This window comes from Kocuria sp. CPCC 205231 (assembly GCF_040980965.1).
In the GTDB taxonomy this organism is placed as follows: Bacteria; Actinomycetota; Actinomycetes; order Actinomycetales; family Micrococcaceae; genus Kocuria; species Kocuria rosea.
The window spans coordinates 232,420-249,846 of the sequence record NZ_JAVKPP010000003.1 but is presented as its reverse complement, the minus strand read 5'-3'; the positions used below and the strand labels follow the sequence as shown (position 1 = coordinate 249,846).

At 74.7% G+C, this 17,427-nt stretch carries 18 protein-coding genes; 11 read left to right on the top strand and 7 right to left on the bottom strand.

Annotated features, from left to right (window positions below; genetic code table 11):
• The first annotated feature begins 57 nt into the window (after positions 1-57).
• The 10 genes from RF640_RS04425 to ccsB all read left to right on the top strand — a co-directional run bounded on the left by RF640_RS04425 (position 58) and on the right by ccsB (position 8,765).
• Entirely contained in the window at positions 58-663 is a 606-nt protein-coding gene (locus RF640_RS04425; protein WP_017832486.1) for a helix-turn-helix transcriptional regulator, read from the top strand.
• 35 nt (positions 664-698) lie between these two features.
• Positions 699-2,039: an NADP-specific glutamate dehydrogenase gene (gene gdhA, locus RF640_RS04420; protein ID WP_017832485.1), complete on the top strand. Its 1,341-nt coding sequence runs from the start codon at positions 699-701 to the stop codon at positions 2,037-2,039.
• A gap of 113 nt (positions 2,040-2,152) precedes the next feature.
• On the top strand, positions 2,153-2,995 hold the full coding sequence (locus tag RF640_RS04415) for a FadR/GntR family transcriptional regulator (protein WP_017832484.1): 843 nt from the start codon (positions 2,153-2,155) through the stop codon (positions 2,993-2,995).
• A 165-nt stretch (positions 2,996-3,160) separates the two neighbouring features.
• Entirely contained in the window at positions 3,161-3,259 is a 99-nt protein-coding gene (locus RF640_RS04410) for an AURKAIP1/COX24 domain-containing protein (RefSeq protein WP_005504750.1), read from the top strand.
• A gap of 106 nt (positions 3,260-3,365) precedes the next feature.
• Positions 3,366-3,629 carry a glutaredoxin family protein gene (locus tag RF640_RS04405; protein ID WP_031282502.1) on the top strand — a complete coding sequence of 88 codons (264 nt, stop codon included), beginning with the start codon at positions 3,366-3,368 and terminating at the stop codon, positions 3,627-3,629.
• Between the two features lie 49 nt (positions 3,630-3,678).
• Entirely contained in the window at positions 3,679-4,350 is a 672-nt protein-coding gene (locus RF640_RS04400) for a histidine phosphatase family protein (protein WP_095651134.1), read from the top strand.
• Positions 4,351-4,404: 54 nt separating this feature from the next.
• Positions 4,405-5,025 carry a TlpA disulfide reductase family protein gene (locus RF640_RS04395; RefSeq protein ID WP_229588615.1) on the top strand — a complete coding sequence of 207 codons (621 nt, stop codon included), beginning with the start codon at positions 4,405-4,407 and terminating at the stop codon, positions 5,023-5,025.
• A complete protein-coding gene (locus tag RF640_RS04390) occupies positions 5,022-5,783 on the top strand; it encodes a cytochrome c biogenesis CcdA family protein (protein WP_368826738.1) in 762 nt (253 codons plus the stop codon). The genes RF640_RS04395 and RF640_RS04390 overlap by 4 nt, the downstream gene beginning before the upstream one ends.
• 44 nt (positions 5,784-5,827) lie before the next feature.
• Positions 5,828-7,672, top strand: coding sequence for a cytochrome c biogenesis protein ResB (locus RF640_RS04385; RefSeq protein WP_368826736.1), 1,845 nt, complete (start codon positions 5,828-5,830; stop codon positions 7,670-7,672).
• A 13-nt stretch (positions 7,673-7,685) separates the two neighbouring features.
• Positions 7,686-8,765, top strand: a complete 1,080-nt coding sequence (gene ccsB, locus RF640_RS04380; RefSeq protein WP_035925013.1) for a c-type cytochrome biogenesis protein CcsB — start codon at positions 7,686-7,688, stop codon at positions 8,763-8,765.
• Positions 8,766-8,980: 215 nt separating this feature from the next.
• Here ccsB and RF640_RS04375 read toward each other — a convergent pair whose 3' ends face one another.
• Positions 8,981-9,454, bottom strand: coding sequence for a PLDc N-terminal domain-containing protein (locus tag RF640_RS04375; RefSeq protein WP_017832476.1), 474 nt, complete (start codon positions 9,452-9,454; stop codon positions 8,981-8,983).
• Positions 9,455-9,564: 110 nt separating this feature from the next.
• On the opposite strand from RF640_RS04375, the gene RF640_RS04370 reads away from it, so the two are divergent.
• A complete protein-coding gene (locus RF640_RS04370; RefSeq protein WP_017832475.1) occupies positions 9,565-9,852 on the top strand; it encodes a DUF4229 domain-containing protein in 288 nt (95 codons plus the stop codon).
• A 30-nt stretch (positions 9,853-9,882) separates the two neighbouring features.
• Here RF640_RS04370 and RF640_RS04365 read toward each other — a convergent pair whose 3' ends face one another.
• The 6 genes from RF640_RS04365 to dhaK all read right to left on the bottom strand — a co-directional run bounded on the left by RF640_RS04365 (position 9,883) and on the right by dhaK (position 17,320).
• Positions 9,883-10,764: a 1,4-dihydroxy-2-naphthoate polyprenyltransferase gene (locus RF640_RS04365; protein WP_017832474.1), complete on the bottom strand. Its 882-nt coding sequence runs from the start codon at positions 10,762-10,764 to the stop codon at positions 9,883-9,885.
• 122 nt (positions 10,765-10,886) lie between these two features.
• Positions 10,887-12,053: an AMP-binding protein gene (locus tag RF640_RS04360; protein ID WP_368826733.1), complete on the bottom strand. Its 1,167-nt coding sequence runs from the start codon at positions 12,051-12,053 to the stop codon at positions 10,887-10,889.
• 71 nt (positions 12,054-12,124) lie between these two features.
• The gene (locus RF640_RS04355) at positions 12,125-13,102 is read right to left on the bottom strand and encodes a 1,4-dihydroxy-2-naphthoyl-CoA synthase (protein ID WP_017832472.1); all 978 of its coding nucleotides are present in this window, start codon (positions 13,100-13,102) and stop codon (positions 12,125-12,127) included.
• A 110-nt stretch (positions 13,103-13,212) separates the two neighbouring features.
• Positions 13,213-15,690, bottom strand: a complete 2,478-nt coding sequence (gene ptsP, locus RF640_RS04350; RefSeq protein WP_368826731.1) for a phosphoenolpyruvate--protein phosphotransferase — start codon at positions 15,688-15,690, stop codon at positions 13,213-13,215.
• Positions 15,687-16,319 carry a dihydroxyacetone kinase subunit DhaL gene (gene dhaL, locus RF640_RS04345; RefSeq protein ID WP_109221968.1) on the bottom strand — a complete coding sequence of 211 codons (633 nt, stop codon included), beginning with the start codon at positions 16,317-16,319 and terminating at the stop codon, positions 15,687-15,689. Before dhaL ends, ptsP begins: the two co-directional genes overlap by 4 nt.
• Positions 16,319-17,320, bottom strand: a complete 1,002-nt coding sequence (gene dhaK / locus RF640_RS04340; RefSeq protein ID WP_031282496.1) for a dihydroxyacetone kinase subunit DhaK — start codon at positions 17,318-17,320, stop codon at positions 16,319-16,321. The genes dhaL and dhaK overlap by 1 nt, the downstream gene beginning before the upstream one ends.
• Positions 17,321-17,427: the final 107 nt, after the last annotated feature.

Sequence of the window (17,427 nt, the reverse complement as noted above, 5' to 3'; positions counted from 1 at the left end):
GGCGGCACGGACGTGCCGGTGCCGGGAGCCGCACGGCAACCCGTTTACAGTGATCGGATGGGCAACAACGACGTGTTCGCGGTGATCGCCGACAAGACCCGGCGGGGGATCCTCGCCGCGCTCAAGGACGGCGAACGACCCGTGGGCGACCTCGTGGCAGAGCTGGGGGTCTCCCAGCCGACCGTCTCGAAGCATCTGAAGATCCTGCGCGAGGCCGGTATGGTGTCCATGGAGGCACAGGGGCAACGACGTCTCTACGCCGTGCAGCCGGAGCCGCTGGCCGAGGTCACCGCTTGGGTCCACGAGGTCGTGGGCGGTGCGGCGCACCAGCCGGCCGCCCCGACGCGCGCCCCCGGGGACGCCGCGGACAGCGGCACTGCCGGGGCCGGCGTCGCCGGACCCGACGTGGTCGTGACCGCGGGGGCCGATGGGACCGGGACGGCTCCGGAGGCGACGCCCGGGACGGACGTGCTGGACGCCGCGGCGGTGGCCGTTCCGGAGCCGGCCGTCGTCCCCAGCCCTGAGCCGGCGGTCGAGACCGGCCCGGCGCCGGCGGTCGGCGGCACCCCCGCGCGCCCGGGCAGGGGCGCGGGGGCTCGTGCGGTGGACATCCTGTCCAGCCTCTCCGGCCTGCGCCGCCGCACCAGGAACCCGCGGCGGTGACCGGCCGGGCCCAATCGATCCGAACGAGGAGCACCATGCACGAGGACCTGTACCCGATCCGCCAGGCCGTACTCGCCCGCAACCCCGGAGAGGTGGAGTTCCACCAGGCCGTGGACGAGGTCTTCGACTCCCTGGGCCCCGTGGTCGCACGCCACCCCGAGCTGCTCGACGCCGCCGTGCTCGAGCGGATCTGCGAGCCGGAGCGGCAGATCATCTTCCGCGTGCCGTGGACCGACGACGAGGGCCGCGTGCACATCAACCGCGGCTTCCGCGTGGAGTTCAACTCCGCGCTCGGGCCCTACAAGGGCGGGCTGCGCTTCCACCCCTCCGTGTACCTGGGCATCGTGAAGTTCCTGGGCTTCGAGCAGATCTTCAAGAACGCCCTCACGGGCATGCCGATCGGCGGGGGCAAGGGCGGGTCGGACTTCGACCCGAGCGGGCGCTCCGACGGCGAGATCATGCGCTTCTGCCAGTCCTTCATGACCGAGCTCTACCGCCACATCGGCGAGTACACGGACGTCCCCGCCGGTGACATCGGGGTGGGCGGACGCGAGATCGGCTACCTGTTCGGCCAGTACAAGCGGATCACCAACCGCTACGAGTCCAGCGTGCTCACCGGCAAGGGCCTCAGCTGGGGCGGTTCCCTGGTGCGCACCGAGGCCACCGGCTTCGGCACCGTGATGTTCGCCGAGGAGATGCTGCAGACCCGCGGGCAGTCCTTCGACGGTCAGACCGTGCTGGTCTCCGGCTCGGGCAACGTGGCGACCTTCGCGATCCACCGGGCGCAGCAGCTCGGGGCCACCGTGGTCACCGCCTCGGACTCCAGCGGCTACGTGGTGGACCCGGACGGCATCGAGCTGGACCTGCTCCGCGAGGTCAAGGAGGTGGAGCGCGGCCGGATCTCCGAGTACGCCGAGCGCCGCGGCGGACGCGCCCGGTTCATCGCCAAGGGCTCCGTCTGGGACGTCCCCGGCACCGTGGCCCTGCCGTGCGCCACCCAGAACGAGCTGGACGGCTCCCACGCCAAGAAGCTGCTCGGCCACGGCGTGCTCGCCGTGGCGGAGGGCGCGAACATGCCCACCACGGGCGAGGCCACCCGCCTGTTCCAGGAGGCGGACGTGCTCTTCGGCCCGGGCAAGGCGGCCAACGCCGGGGGCGTGGCCACGTCCGCGCTCGAGATGCAGCAGAACGCCTCCCGCGACTCGTGGACCTTCGAGTACACGGAGGAGCGGCTCGGCCAGATCATGAAGTCGATCCACGACACCTGCGCCGAGACCGCCGAGGACTACGGCATGCCCGGCAACTACGTGGCCGGCGCGAACATCGCCGGGTTCATGAAGGTCGCCGGCGCCATGATGGCGCAGGGCCTCATCTGACCCGTGCCGGGTCCGGTCCGCCGGGCCCGGCAGGGGTTCCCCGTCCGCACTTCCGACACGTCCGGACCCGCGTTCGTCCCACGGAGGGCCGCGGTGGTCCTACCCTGGAGACTATGGCAACGCATCGGCAGGTCCTGCAGTGGCTGGAGAACGAGCTGTTCGACGGCCACCTCGTGCTGGGCCAACAACTGCCCTCGGACCGCGACCTCGCGGCCATCCACCGCGTGTCCCGCAACACCATGCGGGAGGCGCTCAAGACCCTGGAGGCCCAGGGCATCGTGCGGCTGTTCGACGGGCCGCGCAAGTCGATCCTGCCCATGCTGGTGCGGGAGCCCGCCGCGTCCGCGGGGCCCGCGCTGCAGCTGCACATGGCCACCTCGGACTACCCCCTGCGGGACATCGTCCAGACCCGGGTGCTGCTCGAGACGTGGGCCCTGGAGCGCTCGGACCCGGAGCACCCGGCGATGGCCGAGCTGCGGGCGCTGCTCGAGCAGATGGCCCGGGACGACCTGTCGCTCAAGGAGTTCCACCACCTCGAGGTGAGCTTCCACATCGCCCTGTGCAAGACCGCCGGCAACTCGGTGGTCTCCGCCCTGATGTCCTCCCTGCGGGACTCGATCTACGAGTACACGATGGCCCTGGTGGGCCACGTGCCCCTGTGGAGCACCACCGCGGACCGGCTGCGCGCGGAGCACCACGCCATCTACTCCGCCGTGGCGGCCGGTGACCGCCGGCTGGCGTCCCGGCTGGTGGCGGAGCACATCGAGTACCAGTACCGCGAGGCCGGCGTGGACCCGGACCAGGAGCAGCGCACCCCCGGTCCGGCCCCGGACGCGCCCGCCGAGCTCAACCCGCCCGGCGCCGCGGCGCAGCCGGACACCGGCGCGCACGAGCTCGCGGACGCCTTCGAGGAGGAGCCCGGGGACGGGCCCGCACCGGTGTCCCGCAGCGCCTGAGCCGGCCGCGGCCAGACCGAGTACAGCAATCTCCCCACAAGACGGTAGGGTGTCAGTGAACGTTTGCCCGGCCGTCACCGTCCGCAGGCCGGCACCCCTGGTTCCCGCCTGTCGCGCGGAGTCCCCGGGGGCACACCACCGAGACATGAAGATGCGAGGGATCCTATGGGTTCAGTGATCAAGAAGCGCCGCAAGCGGATGTCCAAGAAGAAGCACCGCAAGCTGCTCCGCAAGACCCGTCACCAGCGCCGCAACAAGAAGTGACCCTGCGCTGAGCGCCACCGGGGGCCGCCGTCCGATCCAGGACGGCGGCCCCCGGTGCGTTCCCGGGCCCGTCCGCACCGCGCGGCGGGCCCGTAGCATGGGCTCCATGACTCCTCCTCCGCCGCCCGCCGTGACCCTCCTCACCCGCCCGGGGTGCCACCTCTGCGAGGCCGCCCGGGAGTCCGTGGACCGGGTCGCCTCCGCGCTGGGGCTGGAGTGGGAGGACGTCGACGTCGACACCGACCCCGAGCTGGCCCGTCGGCACGCCGAGGAGATCCCCGTGGTCCTCGTGGACGGCGTCCCGCGCGACTTCTGGCAGATCGACGAGCGCCGCCTCGCCCGGCTGCTGCGCGAGCGCCTGGCCGGCTGAACCGCCCCCCGTTTTGGGGCCGGTGCGCCCGGTCTGGGACCATGGGGGCATGCCCTCCTCGACCGTCCACCTGCTGCGCCACGGCCAGGTCCTCAACCCGGACCGCATCGTCTACGGGAGGATGCCCAGCTACGGCCTCACCGAGCTCGGTGCGCGGATGGCGGAGGCCGCCGCCGCGGAGCTCGCCCGCCGCGTGAACACCGGCTCGCGCATCGTCCACCTCGTCTCCTCGCCGCTGCAGCGCGCCCGGGAGACGGCCGCGCCCGTGGCCCGGGAGCTGCACCTGCCGGTGCACCCGGACGAGCGGATCATCGAGGCGCACAACCACTTCGAGGGCCTGCACGTGGACCTCCCCGAGCTGCTGAGGCCCCGGCACTGGCCGCACCTGCGCAACCCGCTGCGGCCCTCCTGGGGCGAGCCCTACCGGCACCAGGTCGCGCGCATGGCGGAGGCGGTGCTGGACGCCGGGCGCGCCGCCGTGGAGCGCGGCGGGGACGGCGCCGAGGCCGTGCTCGTGTCCCACCAGCTGCCGATCTGGCTCACCCGGCTCTCCGCCGAGGGGCGCCCCCTGCCGCACGACCCGCGGCGGCGGCAGTGCAACCTCGCCTCCATCACCTCGCTGGTCTTCGACGACCTCGACTCCGGGCGCCCGCCCCGGGTCGTCTACAGCGAGCCCGCCGCCGACCTCTACCCAGGGGTCAACCAGCTTCCCGGTTCATAATGGCCGGGCGCCGCCGACCTCCCCGTCCCGTCCAGAGCACCAGGTGATCCGTCCGTGACCTCCCGCCCCTCGCCCGCCCCCCGTCCGTCCCGCCGCCGCGTGCTCTCGCTCGCGGGCCTCGGCGTCCTCGGACTCGCCCTCGCCGGGTGCACGGAGGAGGACTCCCTCGCCCAGCAGGCGAACTCGGGGGACCAGAAGGGCTACATCGCCGGGGACGGCACGGTCTCCGAGTACCCGGCCGCCGAGCGCGGGGAGCCGGTGCAGTTCGCCGGCACGCTGTTCGACGGCACGCCCCTCGCCGCCGAGGACCTGCGCGGGCGGCCCGCGCTGCTGAACTTCTGGTACGCGGGCTGCGCCCCGTGCCGCGTGGAGGCCCCCGACCTCCGCGAGCTCGCCGAGCGGTTCGAGGGGCAGGTCGCCTTCTACGGTGTGAACCTGCGCGACGAACGGGCCACCGCCGAGGCGTTCGAGCGCACCTTCGAGATCCCGTACCCCTCCGTCGCGGACAAGGACGGGGGCGTGCTCATGGCGCTGAGCGCGTACGTGCCGCCGCAGGCCGTGCCGACCACGCTCGTGCTCGACGCCCAGGGGCGGGTGGCCGCCCGCATCCTCGGCATCGCGGACCGCTCCGTGCTCGAGACCCTCCTCGAGGACACGGTGGCCGAAGCGGCATGACGGCTGGCAACCCCTTCGCCGAGATCGTCCTCGACGGCTCCCTCCTCGTCGCGCTGCCCGTGGCGCTGCTCGCCGGCCTCGTCTCCTTCGCCTCCCCGTGCGTGCTGCCCCTCGTGCCCGGCTACCTCGGCTACGTCACCGGCCTGACCGGCGCGGACCTGCAGGAGCAGCGGCGCGGCCGCGTGCTCGCGGGGATCACGCTGTTCGTCCTCGGCTTCTCCGCCGTGTTCCTGCTGATGTCCGTGCTGCTGGCCCAGCTGGGCGCCTACGCCTGGTTCCTGGGCCAGAACTGGATCACCGTGTTCCTCGGCGGGCTCGTGGTGCTCATGGGCGTCGTGTTCCTCGGCGGGGTGTCCTTCTTCCAGCGGGACCGCAAGATCGAGCACCGCCCACCGCCCGGGCTCTGGGGCGCCCCGCTGCTCGGCGTGACCTTCGGCCTCGGCTGGGCCCCCTGCATCGGCCCCACCTTCGCGGCCGTGCAGGCGCTCGTCTACGTGGACGGCGCCTCGACCGGCAAGGCGGCCGTCCTCACGGTCGCCTACTGCCTGGGCCTGGGCGTGCCGTTCCTGCTGCTCGCCCTCGCCCTGCGCCGGGGCATGGGCGCCATGGGCTTCTTCCGCCGGCACCGCCTCGGCATCCAGCGCGCCGGCGGCGGCCTGCTCGTGCTCGTCGGCCTGCTCATGATGACGGGCGCGTGGACCGCGTTCGTCTCCTGGGTGCAGGCCGAGCTCGTCACCGACTGGGTGATGCCGATCTGAGCACCTCCGACCCGCGAGCCCGCACCGACAGCAGAAAGGCCGCCATGAGCACCGCAGCGCCCCCGTCGTCGTCGGGCCCCGCGTCCCCGGACCCGTCCGGACAGCGCACCCCGGACGTCGAGCTCCCCGCCCTGGGGCCCCTCGGCATGGCCCGGTGGGCCTGGACGCAGCTGACCAAGATGAACACCGCCCTGTTCCTGCTGCTGCTCCTGGCGGTCGCCGCGGTGCCGGGATCGATCTTCCCGCAGCGGATCCAGGACCCGGCGGCGGTCCAGGACTACATCGACAACAACCCCGTCCTGGGGGAGTGGCTGGACCGGGTGCAGCTGTTCGACGTCTTCTCGTCGGCGTGGTTCTCCGCGATCTACATCCTGCTGTTCGTCTCCCTCGTGGGGTGCGTCCTGCCGCGCGCGGCCAAGCACTGGCGGGCGTGGCGGGCCGAGCCCCCGCGCACCCCGCGCCGGCTCGAGCGGCTGCCGGAGCACCGCTCCCTGGCCCTGGGCGGCCGTGACGGGGCCGGGGCGCCGGCCCCGGACGACGTCGTGGCCGACGCCGCCCGGCTGCTGAAGAAGCGCGGCTACCGGGTGGCGGTCCGGGACGCCGGCACGGCCGCCCCGTCGGTGGCCGCCGAGCGCGGCATGTGGAAGGAGGTCGGCAACATCGTCTTCCACCTGGCCCTGCTGGGCGTGCTGGTGTCCGTGGCCGTCGGCTCCCTCTTCGGCTACAAGGGCCAGCGGGTGGTCGTGGAGGGCGAGTCCTTCGTCAACACCCTCATCGGCTACGACTCCTTCACCCCCGGCCCCAACTACGACGCCGACTGGCTCGACCCCTTCTCGGTGCGGCTGGACAGCTTCGAGGCCGTGTTCAACCGGGACACCACGAACCCGCGCAGCTACGGGGCGCCGCTCGACTTCACCGCGGAGGTCACCGTGCAGGACGAGCCCGGCGCCGAGCCGCGGCAGGAGGTCCTGAAGGTGAACCAGCCGCTCAACGTGAACGGCGTGAAGAGCTACCTCGTGGGCAACGGCTACGCCCCGGTGGTGCGGGTGACCGACGGCAACGGGGACGTCGCCTTCGAGGGGCCGGTCGTGACCATCCCCTCCGACGGCGTCTACACGTCCTCGCTCGTGCTCAAGGTCCCGGACGCCCGTCCCGACCAGCTCGGCCTCGTGGGGCTGCTGCTGCCCACCGCCGTGGGCGGCGAGGGCGAGATGCCCCGCTCCGTGGACCCCGGCCTCGCCAACCCCCGGCTGATCCTCTCCGCGTACCACGGGGACCTCGGCCTGGACAGCGGCGAACCGCAGAACGTGTACGTGCTCGACGTCGAGCCGCTCACCGAGCTCAACGCCATGACCAATGAGAACGGCGCCATCACGCTCGACGCCGCGAACCCCGTGCACGAGCTGCCCGACGGCAAGGGCACCGTGGAGTTCCTGGACGTCAAGCGCTACGTGGGTCTGGACGTCCACTACGACCCCGGCAAGACGGGCGCCTTCGTCTCCTTCGTCGCGGCCTTCGCCGGCCTGCTCATGTCCCTGTTCATCGCCCGCCGCCGCGTCTGGGTGCGCGCGGCGGAGGGCGTCGACGCGGACGGACGGCCCTGCACGGTGCTGGAGTACGGGCTGCTGGCCCGCGGCGAGGACCCCCGGCTCGCCGCGGAGGCCGAGCGGCTGGACCGGCTCTGGACCGAGCAGTGGCAGGACGCCGGCGTGCGGGACAACGACACCACGAGCACCACCACGACCACGTCCGGGACGGCGACCACGCCGACGCCGGCACCAGCGACAGCAACAGCGACCGCGGCGACGGCCGGGAGCACCGGGCACGCCGCCGGCCGGCCGGACGGCCGGACGGACTCCGTGCCGGACGCCCGGCCGGACCACGAGTGAGAGGATGGGCGGCATGACCGTCAACGAGACACTGGGCGCCTGGAGCGAGCTCTTCATGCTCCTGGCGGCCATGACCTACCTGGTCGCCTTCGTGGCCTTCGCGTGGGACGTGGCGTCCCACTCCAAGACCCTGCGCGGGGCCGAGGGCAGCGGCGAGCGCGAGCTCGTGGGCGCCGCCGCGGGAGCCTCCGCGGCGACCTCGGGGGACGCCGCCGAGCCCGCGGACTCCCGGGCCGGCCACGGCGCGGGCCACCGCGGGCGCGGCTACCGCACGAGCGCGCGCTCCGCCCTGTCCGGCCACGTGGCGGACGAGGAGATGCGCTACACCGGCGAGCGCCGGCCCGCCGCCCGCGTGGCCGTGGCCGTCATGGTCCTGGGCTTCGCCGTGCACGCCGCCGCCGTGCTCAGCCGGGCCTTCGCGGCCGGGCGGGTGCCGTGGGGCAACATGTACGAGTTCTGCACCACGGGCGCCCTGGTCGTCGCGGGCGTGTTCCTGCTGGCCCTGCTGGCCCGGGACCTGCGCTTCGTGGGCTCCCTGGTCTCCGGGCTCGTGGTGATCATGCTCTGCGCGGCCACCATCGGCTTCCCCACCCCGGTGGGACCGCTGCAGCCCGCCCTGCAGTCCTGGTGGCTGGTGATCCACGTGTCCATCGCCGTGGCCGCCTCCGGGATCTTCACCATCACGTTCGCCATGGCCGTCCTGCAGCTGCTGCAGGCCCGGCGGGAGCAGATCATCCTGTCCGGCGAGCGGCCCGGCGCGGGGTTCCTGGCGATGGTCCCGTCCTCCCAGGCGCTCGAGAACCTGTCCTTCCGGCTCAACGCGGTCGGGTTCGCGTTCTGGACCTTCACCCTCGCCGCCGGCGCCATCTGGGCGGAGCAGGCCTGGGGCCGCTACTGGGGCTGGGACACCAAGGAGGTCTGGACCTTCGTGATCTGGGTGGTCTACGCCGCCTACATGCACGCCCGCGCCACCCGGGGCTGGACCGGCAACCGGTCGGCCTGGCTGTCGATCGTCGGCTACCTCTGCGTGATCTTCAACTTCACCGTGGTCAACACCGTCTTCCCCGGCCTGCACTCCTACTCCGGGGTCTGACCCGGCCGCCCCGCCGGGCGACGACACCGGAACGGCCCGCACCGGCAGGTGCGGGCCGTTCGTCGTGGTCGGGGCGGTCGTGGCCGGGGCGTCCGGCCCGGTCGGGTCCGCGGCGGGGCGGCTCCGGCGCGTGGTCCCGCTCTGAGCGGTCCTGCCGTGGGGCCCTGCCGGGTGGTCCCGCGGTGCGGTCCTGCCGGGCAGTCCTGCCGGGCGGATCAGCCGCGCGGGGGCCGGCTGCCGGGGGAGCCGTCCGTCGGTCCGTCGCTGCGGCCGGCGGACGAGCCGCCGGAGGGCCCGTCGTCGGGGCGCTCGCCGGGAGCCCCGTCCGGCCCGGTGCCGCCGGACGCTCCCGGTCCGCCGTTGCGTCGCAGCTCCTCCTCCCACTGCCGGAGCTTCTCGGCCTTCTCCTGCTGCCGGCGGCGCTCCTCGAGGTTGCGCAGGAACTGGGGGTCGTCGTCGGGCCCCCTGCCGCGCGCGGGACGCGAGGACTCCGCGGTGCCCTTGGGCCGCCCGAGGAACAGCCACAGGAGGGCGCCGAGGAGGGGGAGGAGGAGGATCACCGCGATCCAGCCTCCCTTGCGGAGACCGCGCATGTCGGTGCTGTCGGTCCGGGCGCACTCGATGAGGGAGTAGACGATCACGCCCACCGCCAAAGCGGCCGCGCCGATGATGAGGATGGCTCTGCCCATGCCGACAATCGTAGGGGAGTTGCCTGGACGCCAGCTCAGCGCTCCGGAGGCCCTGTCCGCCGCTCCGCCGGCCCGGGGAACCTGTCAGGAGCTCCGGCTAGACTGAGCGCGTGAATTTCCTGAAGTACTCCCTGCTCCGGTTCGCGCTGCTCGTGCTGGCCTTCCTGCTCAGCATGTGGCTGGGCGTGGGGCTGGTCCTGTCCGGGGTCGCCGCGGTGGTCATCTCCTTCGCGGTCTCCTACCTGTTCTTCCCGCGCCTGCACAGCGCCGCGGGGGAGGAGTTCCACCGGTGGTTCGCGCGGGCGCCGAAGCCCCGCAACCGGGTGGCGCTCGAGGACCAGGAGGTCGAGGACGCCTACGTGGACCGGCGGCTGCGCGAGGACGGCCGCGAGGTCTGAGCCGCCTGCCGTCGCCTCCTCACCGGGTGCTCACCACCACTGCCGCAGCAGCACCGCCAGCAGGAAGAGCACGGCCCAGCCCACGTTGAGCACCCCGCACTGCCGGAGCACGGGGATGAGCTGGCGCCGGTCCTGCACCCGCAGCACCGTGGCCACGGGCGCCCACGCCAGGGGCAGGAGCAGCAGCACGAGCAGCATCCACGGGTTGTCGGGCACCAGGAACAGCACGAGCGCGAACGCCACGGCGATCTCCGCGGTGAACACCACCCGCGCCAGCGGGTCGCCCAGCCGCACGGCCAGGGTCCGCTTGCCGACCTCCCGGTCCCCGGGCAGGTCCCGGATGTTGTTGGCCATCAGCAGGGCGGTGGCGATCAGACCGGTGGACAGGGCCGCGACGAAGGCCTCGAGGTTGAGGGTGCCCGCCTGGGTGAGCGTGGTGCCGAGCACGGCCACGAGCCCGAAGTACACGAACACGAACACGTCCCCGAGCCCGCGGTACCCGTACGGGCTGCGCCCGCCGGTGTACCCCCACGCGGCGAGCACGGCAGAGAGGCCCACGGGGATGAACCACCACTGACGGCTCAGCACCACCAGGGCCGCGCCGGCGAGCGCGGCGAGGCCGAAGCACAGCAGCGCCGCCGCCCGCACCTGCCCCGGCGCGGCGGCCCCGGAGCCGGTGAGGCGCAGGGGGCCCACACGGTCGTCGTCGGTGCCCCGGATGCCGTCGGAGTAGTCGTTGGCGTAGTTCACGCCGATCTGCAGGAGGAGGGCGACCAGCAGCGCGAGCAGCGCGCGGACGGGGTCGAACGAGTGCAGGGCCTGGGCCGCGGCGGAGCCGGCCACCACGGGGGCGAGGGCCATCGGCAGCGTCCGGAGCCGGGCCCCCTCGATCCACTGTGCTGGCGTGGCCACGGGCTACCTCCGTCGGGAACGACCCGCGCGGGTGCGGGGTGCGGGATGCGGGCCGCGGTGGGGGTCCGTGGCCGCGAACCATTGTGTCACGGCCCGGCCCCGGACCCGGCTCGGGCGGGGGCTCAGCCCAGCAGACGGCCCACGGCGGCGCGGTCCGGCTTCCCGGTGGGCAGCAGGGGCAGCTCGTCCGGCCAGGCCCAGCGCCGGGGCACCGCGGCGGCGCCGTGCCGGGCGCGCACCGACTCCTCGAGCTCGGCGCGCAGCCGCCGGCGGTCCGCGCCGGGGGCCGCGACGACCGCCGCCCCGACCGCCTGCCCCCACTCGGGGTCGGGCACGCCGAGCACCAGGGCCTGGCGCACCCCCGGGTGCTCCGTGAGCGCGGCGCTCACGAGCCCCGCGGCGACCTTGACCCCGCCGGTGTTCACCACGTCGTCGACCCGCCCGTGCACCGTGAGCACGCCGTCGGCGGAGATCTCGCCGAGGTCGTCCGTGCGGTACCAGCGGGTCCCGGCGGCCTCCCGGAAGTGCCGTGCGGTCTGCTCCGGGTCCCCGGCGTAGCCGGCGGCGACGACGTCCCCGCCGAGCCAGATCCGGCCCGGCCCGGACCCGCCGGTGACCCCGGGTCGCGGGGCGTCGTCCTCGGCCCCCTCCGTCCCCACGTGCACGGAGACGCCGTCCAGGGGCACGCCGTCGTAGACGCAGCCCCCGCACGTCTCCGACATCCCGTAGGTGACGACCACCCGGACGTCGGCGGCCCGGGCGGCCGCCAGCAGCCGCGGGGGAGCGGCCGAGCCGCCGAGCAGGACCGCGGAGAAGCTCTTCAGCGCGGAGACCGCGTCCCCGTTGCGCACCCCGGACGCCGGTTCCAGGATCCGCTGCAGCTGGGTGGGCACGAGCGAGGTGAAGCGCACGGGGTCCTCCAGCTCCTCGGCCGCCGCCGCGAAGGCCTCGGGGGTGAAGCGGGCCGCGGGGTCGAGGACCACGGGGTCCGTCCCGGCGTAGAGGGAGCGCACGAGCACCTGGAGCCCGGCCACGTAGTGGACGGGCAGCGCGAGCAGCCACTGGCCCACCCCGCCGGTGCGCATCGCGGTGGCCATCGAGGACGCCGCGAGCGCGTCCCGGGTGAGGACCGTGCGCTTGGCCCGGCCAGTGGAGCCGGAGGTCCGCACGACGACGGCGGGGCCCTCCCGGCCCAGCGCGCGGGTCAGCGGGGACAGCAGCCGCAGGGGGTCGCCGGGCACGGGCCCGTCGAGGACCACGGCGTCGCCGGGGACGATCAGTTCGGCCATCGCGGGTCTCCTCCTCGCGCCGCCGGTCGGCTCCCGACCCGGGGACGGGTCGTGCACCGGCGGCAGCCGGCCTAGAAGTAGTAGGGGAAGCCGGACCAGTCCGGGTCGCGCTTGCCCAGGAACGCGTCCCGGCCCTCGACGGCCTCGTCGGTCATGTACGCCATGCGGGTCGCCTCGCCGGCGAAGACCTGCTGGCCGACCATCCCGTCGTCGGGCAGGTTGAAGGCGAACTTCAGCATCCGGATCGCCTGCGGGGACTGGGCCGCCACGTCCCGGGCGGCGGCGATCGCCGCGTCCTCCAGCTCCGCGTGCGGGACGACCTCGTTGACCGCGCCCATCTCGAGCATCCGCTGCGCGTCGTACTCCCGGGCGAGGAAGAAGATCTCGCGGGCCGCCTTCTGCCCCACCTGCCGGGCGAGCAGCGCGGAGCCGTAGCCGGCGTCGAAGGAGCCGACGGTGGCGTCCGTCTGCTTGAACCGCCCGTGCTCCCGGGACGCGATCGTGAGGTCGCAGACCACGTGCAGGGAGTGCCCGCCGCCCGCGGCCCACCCGGGGACGGCGGCGATGACCACCTTGGGCATGGTGCGGATCAGGCGCTGCACCTCGAGGATGTGCAGCCGCCCGGCGCGGGCCGGGTCGATGCTCTCGGCGGTCTCGCCCCCGGCATAGCGGTAGCCGTCGCGGCCGCGGATGCGCTGGTCCCCGCCGGAGCAGAACGCCCAGCCGCCGTCCTTGGCGGAGGGCCCGTTGCCGGTGAGGACCACGGCGCCCACGTCCGAGCTCATCCGCGCGTGGTCGAGCGCGCGGTAGAGCTCGTCGACGGTGCCCGGCCGGAAGGCGTTGCGCACCTCCGGGCGGTCGAAGGCGATCCGCACCCACGGCAGGTCCCGGAGCACCGCGCCGTCCGCGTCCCGCTCCACACCGCGGTGGTAGGTGAGGTCCTGCAGGTCCTGGAAGCCCTCGACCGTCCGCCACTGCACGGGGTCGAAGAGCTCCGAGACCTGCTCGGGGAGGTGGTTGCTGGCGGGGGTCGGGGTCGCGTCGGTCACGGGTCCGAGTCTACGGGGACTTCTCCGCCGGCCTCGAGACCGCCCCCCGGACCGTCAGCAACGGTGCGGTGGAGGGCGGGAGGAGAACGCCCCACGACAGCCACCGCCTGTCAGCCCGGGATCGCGCCAGCAGCGCCCGCCAGCAGCGCCCGCACCTCCGCGGCGGACCCGCACGCCAGGGCCCGCCGCGCGAGGTCCTGCGCACCGGCCAGCGTCACGTCCCGCAGCCGCGCCTTGACGAGGGCCACCCGGGTGGGCACCACGCTGAGCTCCTCGACGCCCAGCCCGGCGAGCACCACCGCCGCGGCCGGGTCACCGGCGAGGTCGCCGCACACCGCGACGTGCGTGCCCTCGGGCACCTCGGCGCACACCCGGGACACCAGGTCGAGCACGGCGGGCTGCCGGGCGTCCGCCAGCGCCGAGACCGCGGTGTTGCCCCGCTCGGCGGCCATCGTGTACTGCGCGAGGTCGTTGGTGCCGATGCTCACGAAGTCGAGCCCCTGCGCCACGCGGCGGACGGCCAGGGCCGCGGCCGGGACCTCGATCATGACACCGACCCTCATGCCCGCCGGGCGGCCGCCGATCGCCGAGGAGGCCTCGTCGAGCCGCTCCAGCGCCCACGCCACCTCCTCGGCGGTGCTGACCATGGGGAACATGACGTGCACCGGGTGGTCCCGGGCCACCAGACAGATCGCGGTCAGCTGGTCGCGGAGCACCTCCGGTGCCCGCCGCATGAGCCGGAGCCCGCGCTCGCCGAGGAACGGGTTCGCCTCGTCGGGCGCCGGCAGGAAGGACAGCGGCTTGTCGCCGCCGACGTCCCAGGTGCGGACGGTCACCGGCCGCCCGGCGAAAGCCTCGGCGATCCCGGCGAACGCGGCCGCCTGCGCCTCGACCGACGGGGCGTCGTCCAGGTGGCCGAACAGGATCTCGGTGCGCAGCAGCCCGCACCCCTGCGCGCCGAACGCGACGGCCTGGCCGGCGTCGGCGGGCGTCGTGACGTTGGCTAGCACCGGCACCGGGTGGCCGTCCGCCGTCGCGCCCGGTTCGCGGGCGGTGGCCAGGACGCGCTCGGCCTCGACGGCCCGGGCGGCCGACAGCTCGCGGAGGGAGCGCCGGGTGCTCTCGTCGGGGTCGACGACGAACCGCCGGGCCCGCGCGTCGAAGCCGACGACGGTGCCGGGTGCCACAGCGGCCGCGGCCGGCCCGGCGTCGTGGTACACCGGGATGCCGCGTGAGCGGGCGACGAGGACGCCGTGGCCGGTGTCCCCGCCCGCCAGCGTGACCACGCCCGCGACCCGGTGCGGGTCCAGCGTCGCCGCCGTCGCGGCGTCGAGCTCCCGCACGACGAGGACCGCGGGCGGACCCTCGGCCGGGACGGCGTCCTCGGGCGCGCCGGCTCCGGCCAGTGCGGTGAGCACCCGCTGCCGCACGCTGCGGACGTCCTCGGCGCGCGCCCGCAGGTAGGGGTCGTCCATCGCCTCGAGCTCTCCGCCCAGCGCGGAGAGCCGGTCCTCCCACGCCGTGGGCGCGGGCGCGCCGGCGGCGATGCCGGCGGAGACCGCCTCGATCAGGCCGGGGTCGACGAGCAGGGCCTCGTGGGCCTCGAGGACGGCGCCCACCGGGCCGGGGCCCCCGGTGGCGGAACGGCGCAGTGCGGCCAGCTCGGCGAGTGCGCGGGCGACGGCCGCGTCCGAGCGCCGCTGCTCCTCGGCAGGCCCGCCCGGCCGGTAGCCGGAGAGGTCGATCGCGCCGCCCCGCACCACCGCCGGGCCGAGGGCGACGTCGCCGCCCGGTCCGGCGGCGGGCGGCACGGGCACGACCGTCGGACCGGCCGACCCGGGGGCCGCCGGGGGCGCCTGGTCGGAGGGCCGGTCGCCCCAGGAGTCCGCGGCCAGCGCCCGCACCGCCTCGGTCAACGACTCGGCGCCGGGTCCGGACGCCTCGAAGCGCAGCCGGTCGCCCTGCCGGACGGCGAGCGTCACGAGCCCGGAGAGGCTGCGGGCGTCGACCGGACCGCGGCCCGTGCGCAGGTTCGTGACCACGGCGGCCGCGTCGGCGGCCCGTACGAGGCCGACCAGCCGGGCGGCCGGGCGCGCGTGCAGGCCGTGCGGGGTGTCCACGGGCAGCTCGGCGACGACCTCGGGTGCCGCGGGCTGCGCCGTCGTGCCCGTCGCCGGCGGGTCCGCCGCCTCCCCCAGGTGATCCAGCTTGGCGGCCAGTCCGCGGCCGGCCTCCTCGAGCACCGCGTCCAGCGGCGCGCCGGTCGCGGCCGTCACCACGGCGGCGACCAGCCCCTCGACGAGCGGAGCGGGCGACAGGCGCACCCGCTCGGCGACGTCGGGCGGCACGAGCTCCCGCGCCATCTCCGCGCTGAGCACGGCGCTGCCGAGGTCGAGGAGCACCAGCACGCCGTCCGGTGAGTCGACGGCGGTGATGGCGTCGGCGACCGCGACGGCGTCCGTGCCGAACCCGGCGCCGGCACCCGCCGCCACGGCGATCGGCGGGCGCTCCGCGACCATCTCGCAGGCCAGCTCGACGGCCGCCTCGGCCAGCGCGCGGCTGTGCGAGACGACGACGATGCCGATCACGGCAGGCTGTCGGCGGCGGACCGCAGCAGCAGCGCCGTGCTGGTGGCGCCCGGGTCCTGGTGCCCGGCGCTGCGCTGGCCCAGGTAGCTGGCCCGGCCCTTGCGGGCCACGAGCGGGATCGTCGCGGCGCAGCCCGCCTCGGCCGCGTCGGCCGCGGCGGACAGCGCGTCGGCGATGCCGGCGCCCCCGGCCACCGCCGCGTCGTACGCGTCGATCGCCGGGACCAGGGCGTCCACCATCGTCTTGTCGCCCTGCTGGGCCTTGCCCCGGGCGACCACGCCCTCCAGCCCGGCCCGCAGCGCCCCGCCCAGCGCGGCGGCGTCGACGGCCTGCCCATCGGCCAGCCCGCCGCCGACCCGCAGGAAGAACGTGCCGTACAGCGGGCCGCTGGCCCCGCCGACGGTGCTGACCAGGGTCATGCCGGCCTTCTTCAGCATCGCGCCGGCGTCCCCGGCACCGCCCGCGTCCAGCGCGCCGACGACCGCCCGCATGCCACGGTCCATGTTGCTCCCGTGGTCGGCGTCGCCGATGGCGGAGTCGAGCTCCGTGAGCTCGGCGGCGTGGTCGTGGACGACCTCCGCGAACCTCCGCAGCCAGCGGTCGAGACCCTCGGCGGTGACCTCCGGCATCACGTGCCCCAGCGCAGGCCGGGGGTGTTGACCGGCGCGTCCCAGAGGCGGACGACCTCGTCGTCCGCGCGCAGCAGGGTCACGGAGCAGCCGGCCATGTCCAGCGAGGTGATGTAGTTGCCGACCAGGCTGCGGGCGACCGGGATGCCGGCCTTCTGCAGCAGCTGCTGCACCTCGGAGTACATGATGTACAGCTCGATCAGCGGCGTGCCGCCCATGCCGTTGAGGAACGCGATCACCGGGGCGCCGTCGGCCGCGGGCAGGTCGGCCAGGACCGGCTCGACGAGCATGGCCGCGACCTCCCGCGCGGGAGCGATCGGCCGCCGTTCGCGTCCGGGCTCGCCGTGGATGCCGATGCCGACCTCGATCTCGTTCTCGCCGAGCTCGAACGTCGGCCTGCCCGCGGCCGGGACCGTGCACGAGGTGAGCGCCATGCCCATGCTGCGCCCCTGCTCGTCGACCCGCCGCGCGATGTCGGCGACCTCGGCGAGCGGACGGCCCTCCTCGGCGGCCGCACCGGCGATCTTCTCCAGCAGCACGGTGACCCCCACGCCGCGACGTCCGGCGGTGTACAGGCTGTCCTGCACGGCGACGTCGTCGTCGGTGACGACCGAGACCACCTCGACACCGTTCTCGGCGGCGAGCTCGGCGGCCATCTCGAAGTTCATGACGTCGCCGGTGTAGTTCTTCACGATGTGCAGGACGCCGGCGCCGCCGTCGACGCCGAGGGTCGCGGCGAGCATCTGGTCCGGCACCGGGGAGGTGAACACCTCGCCGGCGCAGGCCGCGTCCAGCATCCCCGGGCCCACGAACCCGCCGTGCATCGGCTCGTGTCCGGAGCCGCCGCCGGACACCAGGCCCACCTTGCCGCGCCGGGGCGCGTCGGCGCGGAAGACGACGCGGTTGGAGTGGTCGACGCGCAGGCGGTCCCCGTGCGCCGCCTGCATGCCGAGCAGGGCCTCCCGGACGACGTCGGCCGGGTCGTTGATGAGCTTCTTCATGTGCCCCATCCGACCACTCCGCCGGTGGTCGTGACAACAGTTCCGGACGACTGTGGGGCATTGAGTCCTCGGCGCGCGACGAGAGCGCCGTCCCCCGGCGGCCGAGA